Annotated in this window: 15 protein-coding genes and 2 pseudogenes; 4 read left to right on the top strand and 13 right to left on the bottom strand. The window is 59.1% G+C overall.

Going from position 1 to position 18,192, the window contains the following annotated elements:
• Positions 1 to 39 precede the first annotated feature (39 nt).
• The 5 genes and pseudogenes from EC915_RS11275 to EC915_RS25605 all read right to left on the bottom strand — a co-directional run.
• The gene (locus EC915_RS11275; protein WP_166650965.1) at positions 40 to 1,038 is read right to left on the bottom strand and encodes a sulfate ABC transporter substrate-binding protein; all 999 of its coding nucleotides are present in this window, start codon (positions 1,036 to 1,038) and stop codon (positions 40 to 42) included.
• Between the two features lie 110 nt (positions 1,039 to 1,148).
• Positions 1,149 to 2,006, bottom strand: a complete 858-nt coding sequence (locus tag EC915_RS11270) for an ion transporter (protein ID WP_133750595.1) — start codon at positions 2,004 to 2,006, stop codon at positions 1,149 to 1,151.
• 45 nt (positions 2,007 to 2,051) lie between these two features.
• The gene (locus tag EC915_RS11265; RefSeq protein WP_133750594.1) at positions 2,052 to 2,936 is read right to left on the bottom strand and encodes an urea transporter; all 885 of its coding nucleotides are present in this window, start codon (positions 2,934 to 2,936) and stop codon (positions 2,052 to 2,054) included.
• A gap of 121 nt (positions 2,937 to 3,057) precedes the next feature.
• A pseudogene (locus tag EC915_RS25610) lies at positions 3,058 to 3,645 on the bottom strand (methyl-accepting chemotaxis protein); the annotation flags it as partial.
• Positions 3,646 to 3,963: 318 nt separating this feature from the next.
• Positions 3,964 to 4,551, bottom strand: a pseudogene (locus EC915_RS25605) (cache domain-containing protein); the annotation flags it as partial.
• A gap of 612 nt (positions 4,552 to 5,163) precedes the next feature.
• Between EC915_RS25605 and EC915_RS25600 the strand changes: the two are divergent.
• The gene (locus EC915_RS25600; protein ID WP_372237873.1) at positions 5,164 to 5,814 is read left to right on the top strand and encodes a response regulator; all 651 of its coding nucleotides are present in this window, start codon (positions 5,164 to 5,166) and stop codon (positions 5,812 to 5,814) included.
• A 9-nt stretch (positions 5,815 to 5,823) separates the two neighbouring features.
• On the opposite strand, the gene EC915_RS11250 is transcribed toward EC915_RS25600, so the two are convergent.
• Entirely contained in the window at positions 5,824 to 6,432 is a 609-nt protein-coding gene (locus tag EC915_RS11250; protein ID WP_133750592.1) for a TetR/AcrR family transcriptional regulator, read from the bottom strand.
• A gap of 223 nt (positions 6,433 to 6,655) precedes the next feature.
• Between EC915_RS11250 and EC915_RS11245 the strand changes: the two genes are divergently transcribed.
• On the top strand, positions 6,656 to 6,877 hold the full coding sequence (locus tag EC915_RS11245; protein ID WP_234407456.1) for a hypothetical protein: 222 nt from the start codon (positions 6,656 to 6,658) through the stop codon (positions 6,875 to 6,877).
• A gap of 79 nt (positions 6,878 to 6,956) precedes the next feature.
• On the opposite strand, the gene EC915_RS11240 is transcribed toward EC915_RS11245, so the two are convergent.
• The 7 genes from EC915_RS11240 to puuE form a co-directional block, all read right to left on the bottom strand.
• Positions 6,957 to 7,745: an outer membrane protein OmpK gene (locus EC915_RS11240; protein WP_133750591.1), complete on the bottom strand. Its 789-nt coding sequence runs from the start codon at positions 7,743 to 7,745 to the stop codon at positions 6,957 to 6,959.
• A gap of 370 nt (positions 7,746 to 8,115) precedes the next feature.
• A complete protein-coding gene (locus tag EC915_RS11235) occupies positions 8,116 to 9,471 on the bottom strand; it encodes a nucleobase:cation symporter-2 family protein (protein ID WP_133750590.1) in 1,356 nt (451 codons plus the stop codon).
• Positions 9,472 to 9,597: 126 nt separating this feature from the next.
• On the bottom strand, positions 9,598 to 10,911 hold the full coding sequence (locus tag EC915_RS11230; RefSeq protein ID WP_133750589.1) for a urate hydroxylase PuuD: 1,314 nt from the start codon (positions 10,909 to 10,911) through the stop codon (positions 9,598 to 9,600).
• Positions 10,912 to 10,959: 48 nt separating this feature from the next.
• Positions 10,960 to 11,463, bottom strand: a complete 504-nt coding sequence (locus EC915_RS11225; protein WP_133750588.1) for an ureidoglycolate lyase — start codon at positions 11,461 to 11,463, stop codon at positions 10,960 to 10,962.
• Between the two features lie 167 nt (positions 11,464 to 11,630).
• The gene (gene alc / locus EC915_RS11220) at positions 11,631 to 12,626 is read right to left on the bottom strand and encodes an allantoicase (protein WP_133750587.1); all 996 of its coding nucleotides are present in this window, start codon (positions 12,624 to 12,626) and stop codon (positions 11,631 to 11,633) included.
• Positions 12,627 to 12,669: 43 nt separating this feature from the next.
• The gene (gene uraD / locus EC915_RS11215) at positions 12,670 to 13,185 is read right to left on the bottom strand and encodes a 2-oxo-4-hydroxy-4-carboxy-5-ureidoimidazoline decarboxylase (protein WP_133750586.1); all 516 of its coding nucleotides are present in this window, start codon (positions 13,183 to 13,185) and stop codon (positions 12,670 to 12,672) included.
• The gene (gene puuE, locus EC915_RS11210) at positions 13,182 to 14,123 is read right to left on the bottom strand and encodes an allantoinase PuuE (protein WP_133750585.1); all 942 of its coding nucleotides are present in this window, start codon (positions 14,121 to 14,123) and stop codon (positions 13,182 to 13,184) included. Before puuE ends, uraD begins: the two co-directional genes overlap by 4 nt.
• 390 nt (positions 14,124 to 14,513) lie before the next feature.
• Between puuE and uraH the strand changes: the two genes are divergently transcribed.
• Together uraH and EC915_RS11200 are read left to right on the top strand one after the other, a co-directional pair.
• Positions 14,514 to 14,867, top strand: a complete 354-nt coding sequence (gene uraH / locus EC915_RS11205) for a hydroxyisourate hydrolase (protein ID WP_133750584.1) — start codon at positions 14,514 to 14,516, stop codon at positions 14,865 to 14,867.
• A gap of 146 nt (positions 14,868 to 15,013) precedes the next feature.
• Complete coding sequence (locus EC915_RS11200) at positions 15,014 to 18,148, top strand: dermonecrotic toxin domain-containing protein (RefSeq protein WP_133750583.1); 3,135 nt, start codon at positions 15,014 to 15,016, stop codon at positions 18,146 to 18,148.
• Positions 18,149 to 18,192: the final 44 nt, after the last annotated feature.

Genomic DNA, 18,192 nt, shown 5'->3' with positions numbered 1-18,192 from the left:
GATGAAACTCGATCCCACATGAGGATTTAGCCTGAATGCTTACTTGGCCGGGTAGATCTGGTCAAACACGCCGCCGTCGTTGAAGTGGGTCTTCTGGACAGTGCGCCAGGCACCAAAGGTTTTCTCCACGTCGAGGAAGTCGACTTTCGGGAAGCGATCGGTGTATTTGGCCAACACGGCAGGGTCACGCGGGCGCAGGTAGTTGGCGGCAGCGATTTCCTGTCCTTCCGGCGACCACAGGTACTTCAGGTAATCCTCGGCCAGGGCCCGACTGCCTTTCTTGTCGACGACCTTATCGACCACGCTCACCGGTGGCTCGGCTTCGGCAGAGACGCTGGGGTAGACGACCTCGAACTGATCGCGACCAAACTCGCGGGCGATCATTTCCGCTTCGTTTTCGAAGGTCACCAGCACGTCGCCGATGTGATTGGTCATGAACGTGGTGGTCGCGCCACGGCCACCGGTGTCGAGCACCGGCACATGGCTGAACAGCTCACCGACGAACTTTTTCGCCGCTGCTTCATCGCCGCCGTTCTTCAGGGTGTAACCCCAAGCGGACAGGTAGGTGTACCGACCGTTGCCCGAGGTTTTCGGATTGGGCACGATGACCTCAACCCCCTCCTTGACCAGATCGTTCCAGTCCTTCAGCGCTTTCGGGTTGCCCTTGCGCACGATGAACACCGTGGCCGAGGTGAACGGCGCGCTGTTGTTAGGCAGACGGGTGACCCAGTTATCCGGCACCAGTTTGCCGTTGTCGGCCAGCGCGTTGATGTCGGTGGCCATGTTCATGGTGATGACATCGGCGGGCAGGCCATCGATCACCGAGCGCGCCTGTTTGCTCGATCCGCCGAAGGACATCTGAATCGTCGGGGTTTCCTGGTGCTCGCCATTCCAGTGCTTCTGGAAGGCGGCGTTGTAGTCCTTGTAGAAGTCGCGCATCACGTCGTACGAAACGTTGAGCAGTTGCGGCGCGGCCTGGGCTGTGCTGCCCAAGGCCAGTCCTGCAGCCAGCAGGGAGGCGGCGAATAGTCTGTTCACTGCGAGATTCCTTTGTCGTGTGGAGGCCATTTTTGGATGAAAAGAGCTGGCTAATGGCCGCGACTATAACGAAAACCCCCCATGCGCTTATAGATTAAAACCGTCTGTACTTATACTTTTCCGCAAGGCCCGGACGACGCCTGGGAATCGATTTTTGAGAACAACGCATTGCCGCAGCGAGAGCAAAATGCCGCACTGTGCTCGTGGCTGTTTTTAGCGCATATCGGGCAGTCGTGCTGCAACTGATCACCACGCATGGCATTGGCCAGTTCTGCGGTAAAAATTCCGGTGGGTACGGCAATGATCGAGTAACCGGTAATCATCACCAGCGACGAGAGAATCTGGCCAAGGGGCGTTTTGGGCACGATGTCGCCGAAACCGACTGTGGTCAGCGTGACCACCGCCCAATAGATGCCTTTCGGGATGCTGGTGAAGCCGTGCTGCGGGCCTTCGACGACATACATCAGCGTGCCGAACACCGTCACCAGGGTGGACACCGTGACCAGAAAGACGATGATCTTCTGCTTGCTGCCTTGCAGGGCCGCCAGCAGGTAATTGGCCTGTTTCAGATAGGGGCTCAGCTTGAGCACGCGGAAGATTCGCAGCATCCGCACCACGCGTACGATCAACAGGTACTGCGCATCGCTGTAATAGATCGCCAGGATCCCCGGCACGATGGCCAGCAGGTCAATCAGCCCATAGAAACTGAACGCGTATTTCAGCGGTTTCGGTGAGCAGTACAGGCGCAGGATGTATTCGACGGCGAAGATGAAGGTAAGGCCCCACTCGATCCAGGCAAACAGATCGGCATACTGGCGATGCACAGGCTCGATACTGTCGATGATTGCCACCAGCAGGCTGCAGAGAATGATCACCAGCAGGATCTTGTCGAAGCGTCGGCCGGGTTTGGTGTCACTTTGGAAAATGATAATGCGCAGCTGTTCGCGCCAGCGGGTGTTGGTGTCCATGGGGCAGTTCCGATTGCAAGATCGCCAGAGCCTGTGACAAACCGCTCAGGAGCGCAACCGCTGATCGTTGATCGATTGCTGCAAAAGGCGATCGCCGGCCTGCACCAGCCAACACGCCAGGATGAACGGCGCGGTCAGCGTCGCCAGACCCAACTCGGCGAAACCGGGTTGCAGAATGATCGCCAGGACGATAGCGATGCCCGGCAGCCACGGTTTGTAGCGCGCGTGACTGAACGCCAGCGCGGCCAGTGCCGGGTTGTAGCCGGACAGGCCAAGCAGCGCCAGATTGTTCTCCTGCTGCCACAGGGCGAACGCGACACCACTGGCGCAGCCCACCGCGGCCCACAGGGCCGCCGTACGGTTAGCGAGTAACAGACCGATACCAATCAGCACGCCCGCCAACGGATGGTCCAGCAGAAACACCTGTCCCAGGCCCAGCGACAATGCCTGGATCAGGTCACCGTCGGCGACGCGCATGCCGGGCAGTGGAGCGGCAAAGATCAGCAAAACCCAGCTGAACAGAACAAAGGGTGCCGTATAGGCGTTCAGGCACGAAACCCCAGGCGTGCGCTGCAACCAGGCGTGCATCAGCATGGCGCTGAGGCCGCTGCAGGCGATGATCAGCAGTGGCAACAGGGGTGACCACTCAAATCGGTAACAGATCAAAAGGCCCAGCAGCACGCCGTTGTAGCTGTAAACACCCGACTGGCGTTCAGCCTTGGGATAACCGCGCCGCTGCGCGGTCAGCAGGCCCGACACGGCACCGAGCAGGGCGCCGCCAAGAGAGGCAGGCGCGCTGATGAGAATCGCCAGCAGGCAAAACAGCCCGCATAAAGGGCTGAGCTGCAGCAGAACCTGGCTGAACCCGTTGAGCAGGGCTTCGGGCCAGTCTTGGCAATAAGAAGCGGGGGGAGGGCGAAGAAAAGACATATATGTATTCAATATCTATTTTTATTGTATACATAATGGCCGAACTCTTGAAGGTGAGCAATATCACTTTTGCTGTTGGAGGAGCCGGTCAACCGACCCCAAGGGCTCAGGCAATGGCCTTCTAGACCTTGAACTGCCGCAACAACCCGTTCAATTGCTCGCTAAGTCTTTTCAGTTGCTCGCTTGCCGCGCTGGACTGCTCAGCAGCCACTGCCGTGCTTTGTGACAGCTGCGCGGCCTGAGTGACGTTCTGATTGATGTCCTCGACGACATGGGATTGTTGCAGCGTGGCACTAGCGATGGATGCATTCAGCCCGTTGAGATTGCGCAATGCCCGACTGATGGAGGTCAGGCTCTGGCCTGCCAGATTGGCCTGTTCGATGGTCAGCTGCGACGACCGGCTGCTTTCTCCAATAACCTTCACGGCTGCATCGGAATGGCTTTGCAGGCGGTCGATCATCGTCTGAATTTCGGCGGTGGATTTTTGCGTACGCTGTGCGAGCAGCCTGACTTCGTCGGCCACCACCGCAAAGCCGCGCCCCTGGTCCCCCGCCCGCGCGGCTTCGATGGCGGCGTTCAAGGCCAGAAGGTTGGTCTGCTCGGCAATGGAGCTGATGACTTCCAAAACCCCGCCTATCTGTGTGGTTTCACTGGCCAGGGTGCGGATCACGTCCACCGCCTGATCGATGGTGCCTGACAGTTGGTCGATCTGCTTCAGGCTGCTGTCGATGTTGGCTTGACCCTGCTGCGCCTGGGATTCGGCGTTGCGCATTTCACTGGCAGCATGCTCGGCATTCTTTGCCACCTCCTGCACGCCGTAGGTGACTTCATGAACCGCCGTTGCCACCTGTTCCATCTGCAGCGATTGTTGCTGGCTGCGCTCCTGGGCCTGTACGGCGTTACTGCCCAGCTCGCTGGAAGCCTGCCCCAAGCCGACCGCAGACGATTGCAACTCGGCAACCACGCGGCGCAGTTTGGCAGTGAAGGCGTTGAAATGAGTGGCCAGCCGTGTGATTTCGTCGCGCCCGTCGGTGTTGAGGCTGCGTGTCAGATCACTTTCGCCACTGGCAATGTTGGCCATGGCCTCCACCGTGGCTTTCAGTGGGCCGGTAATGCTGCGTCCGATGCCTGTCAGCAAAACCGCCATCAGGAGGATGATGCCAAGGCTGATCGACACGGCCTTGATCACCTGTTGGCGGAACTCGGCCTGCACGTCATCGATATACACGCCCGAACCGATGATCCAGCCCCACGGCTCGAACAGGGTCACATACGAGGTTTTCTGCACCGCTTCGCTGGCCCCCGGCTTCGGCCAGCGATAGTTGACCAGCCCGGCGCCCTTGGCCTTGGCCACGGCGACGATTTCATTGAAGACCTGGAAGCCGTCGGGGTCCTTGATACCTGACAGATCCTGACCCACCAACTTGGGGTTGGCCGGGTGCATGATCATCACCGGGCGCAGATCGTTGATCCAGAAATAGTCGGTCTGGTTGTAGCGCAGGCCGCGAATGGCATCCATCGCCTGTCGTTGAGCCTGCTCCCGAGTCAGCGTGCCTCCCGTTTCCAGCCCATGGTAGTAATCAAGCAGGCCGCTGGCCGTCTGCACCACGTGCATGGTCTTCTGCGCCTTGCCCTCATAGAGGTCGTCGTGGATTTGCTTGAGCATGGCCGCAGCCAGCGTGAACAACATCAATACAGCGACGATGAGGATCAGCCACAAACGCCGACTGATCGAAAAATTGCGCATCTTCATGACCGTCACTCCATTCATTGTTCTTTTGACGCAATCCGTTTCGGCTGCCGACGCTCGTGACTGCGCAATCTACTCTAGCCCTGAATCTCGCAGACGCTCAGGCCTTACAGCTTCTCGGCGCAGAATGAGTAAACCTGAGGGTGGCGCAGGTTAATTCCGCCTCGGACTTTGGTCAGGCGTTTGCCCTGGGCGCGTGCGAAAGATGACGCCGGTTTTTTACCGGCCTATAGCCAAAGGCTTACACGAAGTGGAGAGTTTGACTCTAGATTGGATCCAGTTTGCGCGTTAAAGTAGACCCATCAACTGCAGCAACGGATCGCTGCAGGATCAGGGACGATCGACCGTTGCCAAGGTATTGGCTGCCGACAGGACGTTGGACGGTCTTGCACAAACCCGCTTCGGCGGGTTTTTTTATTGCCGCCAGAAATCGCTGCGCAGGTTTGGTCATACAGCGCTCTTACCCGGTCTTGCCCCATGCCCCCGGTCCATCGCCGCAACGGCGAGGGATATCCGTTCTCCAGTGTGCTTTTCTACCTGTTCGCAAGGCTGCCTCTGACGTCACTTCCTGTGCCGGATCGTTCGATCAAAAGGCTGAAAAAAATCGTTTCGATCAAATGTTATCGCCAAATGGAATTTCCAGCGCTGGCGCCGTTCACAGTACCGATAGCACCCGAGTCCAGGACAGGGCCGGCCGGGCAGGCAATAGGAAAAATTACTGTGGATGTAGCGCACATGGCAGCAAACGGGCAACAGAAAGGAATGATCCTGGTCGTAGAGGATGAGCCAATCATTCGTGATTTTGTCTGCGAGATCCTCGGCGATGAGGGCTTTTCCACCTACGCGCTCGAAAATGCAGACGAGGCTGAGAAGTATCTCAATGAACATGCTGACGGCGTATCGCTGCTGCTGACGGACATCCTGATGCCTGGCAGCAAGAATGGCGCCGAACTGGCGAACCTTTCGGCTGAAACCTGGCCGCAGATTCCGATCCTGATCATGTCAGGACATGAGACCCCTGAAAGCTCCGGCGTTACGTACCCGGTTACTTTCATTCGCAAGCCCTGGACTTTTGGTCAGCTGATCGATGGCGTCGAAGCGGCCCTGGAATCTGTCAAGGTCTCCTGATCCCTGCGCTCAGCGATCCGGCTCACACCCCTTGAGGACCAGGCGAATGATGGTCTGGGCGGCGGCCTCGTAGTCGGCGTCCTCCAGCCTTGTTTTGCCGGTGACCGTGGAAATCTGCCAGTCGAAATCGGCGTAGGTCTGGGTCGCGGCCCAGATGCTGAACATCAGGTGATGGGGGTCGAGCGGCGCGATCAAGCTGTCATCGATCCAGCCCTGAATGCATTCGATGTTATGCCGCGCCTGGCCGTTGAGCTGTTCGACCTGCTCGGGCGTCAGGTGCGGGGCGCCGTGCATGATTTCGCTGGCGAATACCTTGGAAGCAAACGGCAGGTCACGCGAGATGCGAATCTTGGATCGGATATAGCTGCTCAGCACTTCGGACGGTACCCCGTCGCGATTGAACGGTGTCGAGGCCTGCATGATGGGCTCGATGATGCTTTCGAGCACCTCGCGGTACAGATTTTCCTTGGACTTGAAGTAGTAGTAGACGTTGGGCTTGGGCAGCCCGGCCTTGGCGGCGATATCGCTGGTCTTGCTGGCGGCGAATCCTTTGTCGGCGAATTCTTCACTGGCTGCGCGCAGGATCAGTTCTTTGTTGCGCTCGCGGATGTTGCTCATAAAGCGGAATGTCCTTGCCGGCTCGGCGGTGGCGAATGTTAGCACCGGGCTCGCGACAGGCTCAAGATTGCTGCAAAGTCCTCCTCTTTTTTGTGAGTTCGCTCTGCCGCCCTCTACAGCGTGGACGAGTGCCAATGCTATTGTGTGCCGGCATCAATGGGGGCGGGAACATGTGGCGCCTTTTCAAGGCCTGATCAGGTATTCGGTGGCGAGGTGTCGGCTTATGAACAGCCCTTTGTTTTCCAGCGTGGTGGCCTATGCCCAACATTGTGAGCGACAACTGGTCGAGATTCTTCATCGCCGTCCGACGCTGGATCGGCAGCAGGTGATGACCTGGGTGGATGAGCAAAGTCACGCGATGAAAGACCGTGATCCTCTGGACCTTCTGCGTACCCTCAATGCCAGGGTGCGCGCGGGTAAGCCTTTGCCATGGGAAGGGCAGTAGCGTTTTACAGACAGGTGCTGGTATAGAGCACCCGTCAGGCAACTGTCGCGCGGCGTCATTTCATACACGCCGCGTTGAATCAGAAGAACACCTTCACCAACAAACTCGCGGTGTTTTGGTCCGTGTCGAAGTAGCGCGAGTCTTCGATCCCGTACTTGTTGGTCCAGTAGTCATATTCGATACCCACATACAGTTGGCGATCAGGCAGATTCAATGCTTTGCCCAGGTCATATTTGATCTGCGGGTTGAAGTGCAGGTTGGAGTGGTAGTCGCCTTTGGTGTTGGACTGTTTGTTGTCCACCACCCAGTCCATGTAACCGTCGATAAGGATGTCGGATTTTCCGACGGGAATGGTATAGGACCAGACAGGCGTGATCTGCCATGCGCCGTAACCTGCGCGGTGACCGTCGTTGTAGCGCTTGTAGAAGTTGAGCTGGAAATAATCGAAACCGGGGATGCTCAGATCGAAACCGGGGCCGATCAGGTAAGACTCGACATCGCCTTCACCAAATTCGTAAGTGCCCGCCAGCAATACGTCCTTAATCGGGCCTAATTCAAACTTCTGATCGAAGATCTTGCCCAGCGACAGGCGAGGGGAGAATTCGCCGTAGAGCGTGTTATTGCCCACGCCCGCATCTTTTTTGCCGTTATAAAAGATGTTATCGACAAACAGGAAGTTATCGCCGTATTTCCAGCCATCAGCATGTTCGAAGGTGAATGTCTGCTGAATTTCCGGGTTGACGGCAAAGTCCTTGCCGTAGAGGTAAGTCAGGCTGTTGCTCTGCCACTGCAGCAGATCGCCGGACATTGCCGGAGCGGCAGCGAACAGGCTGCCTGCGGCCATCAGGCTGGAAAGTGTACGGTTCATGCGATTGCTCCCTAAGGTAAAAAGTCGTTGTTGCCTAATGATCGACGCTCTGTTTCGGCGCCTTTGTTAGTGGCTTATTACTTGTCTGATTGGTCAGCTTTGTGTTGATAGCAAGAGCTGCGCCAATCCCTTTAAAAAAGACAAAAAGTCTCGCCGGCTGCTTGAAAAACAGTCGATTCGGGAATTTTTTTACAAACCACTTCGTGGGTGCCGCCGCTGATCCGGCTGCGTATGCTCGGTTAGAACATTCGCAAGGGTCGGTTGACCCTGTTTTGAGCTGCAGCCGGGCGGCGGCGGAGCATACTGACTCGCACGGCCCCGCTCAAGTGCTCTGCCACAGAGCACTCGCGTCGAAAACAGGGCAATGCTGTCAGTGGGAGTGTGCTGGCCCTGCCATGGCGGCGCGTTCCGCCCCGCCCAGTACGTTGAACAACAGGTTCAACAACACGGCACTCAAGGTCGCCATGGCGATGCCGCTGTGGGTGATCGGTCCCATCCAGTGCGGCAACTGATTGAAGAATTCCTGCCGCACCACGGGAATCAGGCCCATGCCGATACTGACTGCCACCAGCAGTTGATTGCGGCGATCGGAGATGTCGGCTTCCTGCAGAATCTTGATGCCAGTTGCCGCGACCATCCCGAACATCGCAATCGCTGCGCCGCCCAACACGGCGGGTGGAATGGACGCCACCAGATACGCAGCCTTTGGCAGCAGGCTCAGCACAATCAGCAATCCTCCGGCGACGATGGTCACCGAGCGGCACCGCACCCCGGTCATCTGCACCAGTCCGATGTTCTGGGCGAACGAGGAGTGTGTGAAGGTGTTGAGGAAACCTGCAAGAAAGGAGGCCGCCGCATCGCACAACAATCCGCGGCGGAGCATGCCCGGCGTGACCTCGCGATCGGTGATCTTGCCCAGGGCCAGGAACATCCCGGTGGACTCGACGAAGATGATCACCACCACCAGGCACATGGAAAGGATGGGCGCGAGGCTGAATTGCGGCATGCCGAAATGCAGCGGTGTGACCAATTTCAGCCAATCGGCCTGGGCCAGACCGCTGAGGTCGACCATGCCGGCGAAGCCGGAAAGGATATAGCCCAGGGCCATGCCGATCAGCACCGAAATGTTGACCCAGAACCCGCGCATAAAGCGGTTGATCAACAGGATGGTCAGCAGCACCAGGGCTGCGACGCCCAGGTACAGGGGCTCACCGAAGATTACGGCTTTGCTGCCGCCGCCCGCCCAGTTCACCGCCACCGGGAACAGCGACAGGCCGATCGAGGTGATGACGGTGCCGGTGACCAGTGGCGGGAAGAAACGCACCACTTTCGACATGAACGGCGCAATCAGCATGCCGAAGAAACCGGCGGCGATGGTCGCTCCGAAGATCCCCGGCAGGCCCACACCGGGCATGCCCGCCATGGCGACCATGCTGCCGACCGCTGCGAAACTGGCACCCATCATGATTGGCATGCGAATGCCCAAAGGACCGACGCCCAGCGACTGGACGACCGTGGCAATACCCGCCACCAGCAGGTCGGCGTTGATCAGAAAGGCGATTTCTTCACGGGAGAGGCCAGCGGCCTGGCCGATGATCAGCGGCACCGCCACGGCACCTCCGTACATCAACAGGACGTGTTGCAGGCCCACCAGGATCAGCTGCATCAGTGGCAAGGGCTGTCTTGGCGGTGCAGCAGGAATGCGTGCGTGAGTTGACTCGGACATGCAACACCTCATTTGTTCTTATTTTTGGGTTGTAGCTAAAAATCGGGTCCAGCTGCGGGTTTCAAGCTACAAGCTGCAAGTCAAAGCCGATCGCGTATCGCGCGTGGCTTGCAGCTTGCAGTTGCCTTAATTTATGTGCGCCCCCTTGTCGACCCATTGCCCTAACAGATCACGCTCCTGTTGGGTCATCTGGGTAATGTTGCCCAGCGGCATGATCTGCGCGGTCACGGCCTGAGCCTGGATGCGCGGTGCCAGTTGCTGGATCTGCTGCGGCGTGTCGAACATGATTCCGGCCGGTGCAGTGCTGAACAGCGCACTGGTCGGTTTGGCTGAATGACAGACCGCGCAGCGTTCCTGAATCACGCTGTGCACCTTTTCGAAATCCACGCCCGCGGCATTACTCGTCTGGGCTGGCGGGGAGGTCGGTGCAGCGGCAGGCGCAGGGGCGACCTCAGGCTTGGGTTCGTCAGCGCGATGGCCGCCAATCGCCGTCCCAGGCAGGGGCTGGTATTCGATCTTCGCCGCCACTTGCGGACCGCGCGGCACCTGAACAGGGCCTGTCACGTATGCCAGACAGATCATCCCCAGCGCGCCGACCGGTAACGTCCAGGCGAACTTGTGGCTGTTGTGGCGGGTGTTGAAGTAGTGGCGAACCAGTACCGCACACACGGCAATGCCGGCCAGGATCAGCCAGTTGTACTGGCTGCCGTAGGTGCTGGGAAAATGGTTGCTGATCATGATGAACAGCACGGGCAGCGTGAAGTAGTTATTGTGCCGCGACCGCAGCAGACCCTTGGCTGGCAGCGTCGGGTCCGGCGTGCGGTTCTCGGCAATGGCGGCGACCAGGGCCCGTTGCGCCGGCATGATGATGCGGAACACGTTGCCGACCATGATCGTGCCGATTATCGCGCCGGTGTGCAGGTACGCACCACGACCGCTGAATACCTGGCTGAAGCCATAACAGGCGCCGATCACCAACACGAACAGCACCAGACCCAACAACCCGGGTCGTTTGCCCAATGGCGAGTCGCATAACAGGTCGTAAATGAACCAGCTGGCAATCAGCGCGCCAACGCCGATGGCAATGCCTTCGCCGCCGCTTAGCGTACTGCCGGGCGCCAGCAGGTAAAGGGTAGGGTTGGAATAGAACACGATGCACAGCAGTGCAACGCCCGACATCCATGTCCAGTAGGCTTCCCATTTGAACCAGTGCAGGTTATCCGGCATGGTCGGTGGGGCCAGCTTGTATTTTTCCAGGTGGTAAATTCCGCCGCCATGGATCGCCCATAAATCACCGGAAAGCCCGTCCCGCGGGTTGGCGCGGCTGAGGTTGTTCTCCAGCCAGACGAAGTAAAAGGATGCGCCGATCCAGGCGATCCCGACGATCATGTGAATCCAGCGCACGCTCAGATTCAGCCATTCCATCAGATGTGCAGCCACAGTCTTTACCGTTAGTCTTGTGCTACTTCACGAGCAGTCAGACCCTTCTTATTGGTGGGGATCGAGAATCATCCTCTGACTCTCTTCGAAGAAATGCTCATCGCAGTTATTGCCACTGCCACTGCGATCAACCACCAGGAAGTCATCCCGCTTTTCGATCGTCAGCACCGGGTGGTGCCAGACGCCGCGATGGTAATTAACACCCTGCCTGCCATTGGTCATGAAGGCGCGGGTCAACTCCGGTTCAGGTTCATCGCCAGGTGGCGCGACCACGACCAGAAAAGGGTTGCCGAGCAGCGGAATAAAAGCCTGACTGCCCAGCGGATGACGCTCCAGCATGCTGACGGTCAACGGCATGGCCAGCGCGTCGGCGCGGAAGATGCTGATGATCGCCTTGTCGTCTGGCGTCGCGGTTTCAACCTCGGCCAGACGATGGAAGCGCAGGGTCGAGCCGTTGTTGATCATGAAATGATCGCTGCCATTGGTTTCGATGACATCACCGAAAGGGGCGAAGGCTGCTTTGGTCAATGGCTCGATGGTCAGTTTGCGCATGCGGGTTCTTCTGTTCTATTGATTGACGGATCACTGATCGTTTCCGCGTCGAGGCGTCGAACCGTGCGCGTGGTAACGCAGCCCGTGACACTCTGCGTCACACTCACAGTGGACGCGCAGCGTACAGTCACGCGTTCCCACGCAGAGCGTGGGAACGATGTTCCACCTTACTTCGCCACCTTGCCCAACACCCGCAGCCGGCTCACGCCACCGTCCGGGAACACATTCAGACGAATATGGGTGATCGGGCCGAGTGCTTTGATCTGCTCCACGAAGGTGTGCTCGGCGTGCATTTCCAGCTTCTGGCTCGGCAGCAGTTCGCGCCAGAACAGGCTCTGGGTTTCAATCTGGCTGTCGGTGCCGCCTTTGACAAAGGCGCCCTGGATCGAGCAGCTGTCTGGGTAATTACCCTTGAAGTGCAGGGTGTCGACGACGATCTGCTCGACTTCCCCCGCATGCCCCAAAGCCACGATCACCCAGTCGTTGCCTGGCGTGCGGCGCCGCGCGGTCTCCCAACCGTCGCCCATGTTCACGCCACGGCCGGGGTTGAGGATGTTGCTCATGCGGCCGAAATGCTCGTCGGAGCAGGCCAGGGCGCGACCGCCATTGAGCGCTGCCGCCAAGTCCACTTGTTCGTTGTCGGCCACTGCCGACCAGTCGCGATGCGGCACGCCGTACACCCGCAGACGCGCCACGCCGCCATCCGGGTAGATGTTGAAACGCAAGTGGCTGTAAGCCTTGGCGTCGCTGATTTCATGGTAATGGTGACTGTCACCTTTAAGCTCCACCGCTGACAGCACTTCGGTCCAGACGGTGTTTTCGTCCGGTTCGCCCGAGGCCAGGAAACAGGCTTGCAGCGACGCCGATGGCGGGTAGTTACCGGTGAAGTACGAGGTGTCGATGTCCACGCCCTTGATGGACCCTGCCACACCCAGGCGGATCACGGCGCTGTCGTAACCTTCGAAACGCTTGCGACGCGATTCCCAGCCGTCCATCCATTTGCCGTTGTCGTCGAACACGCCTTCTTTCCAGACCGCAGGTGTCGGCTGGAACAGGCGGTTGGCGTCGGCGAACCAATCGTCGGTCACCGACAGGATTCTGGTGCCCAGCCGGGCATCGGCCAGGTTGACGAATTTTTCGAAGGGTGCGGCGTAAGCTTTCATTCTTTTTGTCTGCCTTTGATGGATTGGCGTGGAGAAGGTCGGTTTAAAGGGCCTGCAAACGGAACATCGCAATCTTGTTGATCTCGGCCAGTGCGCAAGCGAACTCGGTTTCAGCCGGGTTATGAATGCGTGTCTCGAACGCCGCGAGGATCTGATGCCGGTTGCTGCCTTTTACCGCCATGATGAAGGGGAACGCGAACCTGGCCTTGTAGGCCTCGTTCAGCTCGGTGAAGCGCGCGAACTCTTCAGCCGTGCATTGGTGGATACCGGCGCCAGCCTGTTCATGGGTGCTGGCTTCGGTCAGTTGGCCCTGCACGGCGGCTTTGCCGGCAAGGTCCGGGTGAGCGTTGATCAAGGCCAGTTGCCTGGCGTGATCGGCGCTCAACAGGATGTCGCTCATCCGCGCATGCAGCGTCTGGATGTCATCGATATCGCTGGCAGAGCCCAGGTCATAAGCTTTTTCGGCTACCCAGGGCGAGTGCTCGTAGATGTCGGCGAAGGCTTTGACGAAGTCTTCGCGGCTGAGGGATGAAGGGGTCAGCGTCTGGAAGCGGCTCACTGGGCATCTCCTTTCAAAACGCTGCCCTTGAAAGGATGAACCTGGTACCAGTGGCGGGCTATTTCCACGCGGCGGGCGAACCACACCTGCTCATGGCCTTTGACGTATTCAAGGAAGCGTTGCAGTGAAGCCAGCCGGGCAGGGCGCCCGATCAGCCGACAATGCAGGCCGATGGAGAGCATTTTCGGTGCCTCTGCACCTTCGGCATACAGCACATCGAAAGCGTCCTTGAGGTAGTCGAAGAAGTCGTCGCCCTTGTTGAAACCCTGCACCTGGGTGAAGCGCATGTCATTGGTGTCCAGGGTGTAGGGGATCACCAGGTGCGGCTTGCCGGTGGGACTGTTCGGCTCCCAATACGGCAGGTCGTCGTCATAGGTGTCGCAGTCGTAGAGAAAGCCGCCTTCCTCCATCACCAGTCGGCGGGTGTTGGGGCCGGTTCGACCGGTGTACCAGCCCAGCGGCCGTTCTCCGGTAAGGTCGGTAAGGATGCGGATCGCCTCGAGCATGTGCTCGCGTTCCTGGGCCTCGTCCATGTTCTGGTAGTCGATCCAGCGGTAGCCGTGGCTGCAGATCTCGTGACCGGCTTCGACCATCGCGCGGATCACCTGCGGATGACGCTGGGCGGCCATGGCCACGGCAAAGACGGTCAGCGGGATATCGAATTGCTTGAACAGCTTAAGGACGCGCCATACGCCGGCACGGCTACCGTATTCGTAAAGTGATTCCATGCTCATGTTGCGCTGGCCTTGCAACGGCTGGGCCGCGACCATCTCGGAGAGGAACGCTTCGGACTCCTTGTCACCATGCAGAATGTTGCGCTCGCCGCCTTCTTCGTAATTGAGTACGAACGACAGCGCGATACGGGCATTGCCTGGCCAGTGTGGGTGGGGCGGGTTACTGCCGTAACCGATCAGGTCGCGTGGATAGTCGGCGCTCAATGCAATCTTCCTTATCTACGTGTTGTCTGTGGCGGTGCTGTGGTCGATGCTGCGTCCAGGCGCATGCAGGTCGTAGCACTGCCGCTGCGATGGGATAGATTGTATACAACCTTAATGTGATTTTGTAAGTCTGTTTTTCGCTTTTCTCGTGGTGAATCTCATTGCAAGAAACTTGCCTGAGTGGTCAGGATCTGCAGAAAAATCTCAATATATTCCTCGGTAGTCCATAGTTCGGGGGTTTCGCAGGTGATGCTCGGAGGGCGCCCGAAAATGATTTATTTATTGTGTACAATTAACCTTAAAACTGTCTTAATTGCTAAGTCATCATTCGTTGAGCGCACTGAAACGGTGCAATTCCCCTCCCCACCACCGAAGAGGCCCTGACCCGCCATGGGACGACTGACCACACACGTACTGGACGCCGCGCACGGCTGTCCTGGCAGCGCAATTCGTGTTGCGCTGTACCGGATCGAAGGGGAGCGCCTGGAGAAGATCGCTGAAGCCTTGACCAACGACGATGGCCGCTGCGACGCACCTTTGCTGCAAGGTGAGGAGTACCGCTGCGGGGTCTACCAGTTGCAGTTCAGCGCTGGCGATTACTTCCGCGCCAAGGGCGTGAAGCTGGGCGAGCAGGCGTTCCTCGATGAGGTGGTGCTTCGTTTCGGCATCGATGCCAGCCAGGACCATTACCACGTGCCCCTGCTGATATCGCCATACAGCTACTCCACTTATCGCGGCAGCTAGACCCCGCGTTTTCCGTTCATCGCTCCGCCCCCCGTTTCTCTTGCCCGCCCCACACTGCGGGCTTTTTTTCGCCCGATACATATGTAGGTCGTCTGGCGGCGTGGCATGTGAACACTCCAGTACTCCTCAGCATTCTGGAGATCCCCATGACCACTACTGCCGTGCAGCCTCTGGACCTGTTGCCAGCGGACGAAACCGACGACCAGCCGATTCAGGAACTGATTGCTCCCATGCCGCCCTGGCTGAGCAACGTCGAACAACCCGTGCGCGATGAATATTGCCATCGACTCGTTGATTATCACGCCAGCGCCGAAGCCCTCGAAAGCCACCTTGAGCAGGTATTGCCCTCTTTCGAGGATTTCATTCGAGAAACGGTGGCGGCGCGGGTCAAGGAGGATCAGCGCATTGATCTGGATCCGGACACGGTCTTCGTCGATCTGCCGGTCAGCGTGTGGCGCGACTACCGCATCGATCCTCAATTCGCCCGGGTTACCAACTATCAGGCGCCCTGGGTCGCGAGCAGCGACCGTGAACAGCTGAGCCTTTCTGAACTGGCTCGGCGAAACTTCGCGGCCGACGACGAGCAGATGGCCCGGCGGCTGGATTTCGTGCAGATCCATAATGCTCCGGCCCTGACCGGGGCGTGGCTCCACGCCATCATTCCTCAACTCGACGTAACCCAGCGCTACCGTAACCGGCTAAGGCAGGTATTCCGGGTGGACCCGGCGATACCGGAGCAAGAGCGGCGCGAAGCCGAGCGCCTGCTGCAACCCTACGCGCGCAAGATCGAACTGGAAGCATTCTGCGAACGCGCCCGCAGACGTCTGAGCGAGGAGGGTTATCAGTTGCTGCGACTGGCAGCGCAGGCGCGTTGCACCGCTGAAACCGATGCCGTGGACCTGGAAATGAACTGGCTGCAGTTCAGGCCGGGCACTGCGGTCAGCGGAGAGCACGACAGCCACACGCTCGCTGGCCTGTGCATGATTCGCCATCAGCATTCGGGCCACACGGTCATCTACCTGCCTGACGCCCCAGCGGATGTACCGATTATCGAGGCCAGTGACCCGCTGTTGGCCAGGTCGCGGCTGATCCAGCATTTGCTCGGCAAGCCTGCGTTGGTCAATTACCTCGCTGAGCGTACGCTCGATCCACAGCGCGTTGCCAGCCACGCCAATTACATCAATCAGGCGCTGGCTCGCGGGTTCGATGGCTTTATTCAGTTCGTGCCTGCGCTCGATCTGCAAATCGCCGCGCAGCAGTTGCACGCCCGCGCCTGGATGCTTGAGCGCATGACCCGCATCAGTGCGCGCAGCCGATTCGACATTCAGACAGAGCGCAACTGGCAGGAAAGCGAAGCGTGCCTGGGGTATTTGAAAGCGTGGCTAAGCCTGCTCCCCGGCATCGGTACCCTGGTCAGCGTCCAGGACGGCTGGTTGGGCGGACATGACGCGGCCAAAGCCTTTGGCGAAGGGCGCTTGAATGACGGCATGCTGGCCCTGGGCGGGACCGCCTTGAGCGTGCTGGATGTGGTGTTTTCGGTCGTGCCGGGCGCCACCGGTATTTTCGTGCTGGCGCGAATGGTGCGTCGCGGTGCGCGCCTTCGTGCGGCGTCTTCGGGGCTACGCCGCCACGTAGTCAAGCCATTCGATGGCTACGAGGTGCCGACCTCCCTGAGCACCGCGGTGCCGCAAACCGGTCGTGATCTGGGCACGCGGCTCAAGGACGGTCAACTGTGGATCGAGCGCGAAGGGCGGGTTTATGGGGTCTATCGGCGCAATGGCGAGCAGACGCTGCGCCTGAGGAAAACCCCTCTTCACGGCTATGAACCGCCCGTACGTTTCGAGAATGGCGCCTGGGTGTATCACTGCGACGTCGGTCTCAAGGGCGGGGTGCGCTCCACTATCGCTGAAACACTCATCGCCAAAGCCCACGATGATCCAGCCTTTACTCATCGACAGGCTCGCGAGTTGCTCGATCGTTATGAATTCCCGGCGGATCAGCAACGCCGTCTGGAACTGGACCTTGCCGTTCACTACCAGAAGCACAAGGTGATTCCCCATTGGGCCGAGGCGTACAGACGCACTGAACGCTTGCCGGCGCCGCAACCGGGGCCCCCGCTCAAGCGCAAGGATCCTCCTTCTCCAGCCGCCCAGGGGCTGACATCGGGACAGCCCGGCCTATCCGCAGTGCCTGCCATGCCCACGGGTGTCGAGCATTGGCAACGCTGGGGTCGACCGCTGGACGAGGCGACGGCGCTGCAACAGATCGAAGTCCAGCCGCCGGTCTTCCGCCTGCCCGGTGAACCGGCCAGCGCCGGCTTCGTCAGGATCGACGGCTCACGGTATGACATCCTGCCCTGCGGCGCGAGTCGGCATCCTTCGATCGTTTTTTTGAAGAACCCGGCGCCACTGGAGGATGGTTTTTCCGGCCTCAACCAGATGATCCGCCGTGACCGCTTCGATCAGCCCAGCATGGCGTCTTGCCAGAACGGGCGATGGACGGTACATGGCCCGCTATTCAGGTTACCGATCCAGGACCTGGTGGAAGAGGCACGCCCTGGCTTGACGTCGGCGAGCTACCGGATTCTTGCCGAGAAAATCTTCGACGCTGCTGATCAGGCTCACACTGGGCTGACGGCCACCCGGCTGATCAACATCAAGGCGACACTCAACGCCTGGAAAAAAGGCCAGCATGCACCTCTGCCCCGATTGAACGATCCGTTGCTGATGCTCGAAGGCTCGCGCATGACTGCCACCGACACGGTCATACCCCGTCTGTGGATCAGTTACGGACCTTCGTTGCGTGACTTCACACGGCTGGATTTTCTGGTCAGAGAACTCTCGTTGACCCGGCTCTTGGAGACCTTGAGCGGTGGCGCGCAGTTGGGCGTATCAGCGAAAACCGCCATGCGTGATTTCATGTCGGCCCTGCTGAACCACGCCGGCTACCGACTGGTCTCTGCGAACGAAGCGGTACTGAAGGTGCGCTCGGTTGTACTGTTTCAACGTCCTGGCCAGGAGCAGCTCTATCTGTTGAAAACGCGACTGACCTCAGCGGCGCAAGTAGAGTTACACCGGCCTGACGTGAACAGCGCCATTCCCTTGTCCAACCGCTGGATCGACGAGTGGGCGGCTGCCTGGCCCCGGGACAACACGCTCAAGACGTTGGTCGAAGCGCGGGATCAGGGGCGGCTGGTAAAACTGGTAGGCGGCGTCAGGACCGGTAGCCGTATGGATTCGGGGCCTCAGGTGTTCGTTCAGCGTGTGGTCACTGATGGTTGACTCGCAAGCCGCAACCTCGATGACTGTCCGGCATGCGCGATGCG

Origin of the sequence: Pseudomonas sp. LP_7_YM, assembly GCF_004364435.1 — a bacterium.
GTDB lineage: Bacteria > Pseudomonadota > Gammaproteobacteria > Pseudomonadales > Pseudomonadaceae > Aquipseudomonas.
This window is presented reverse-complemented; position numbering and strand designations above follow the sequence as displayed.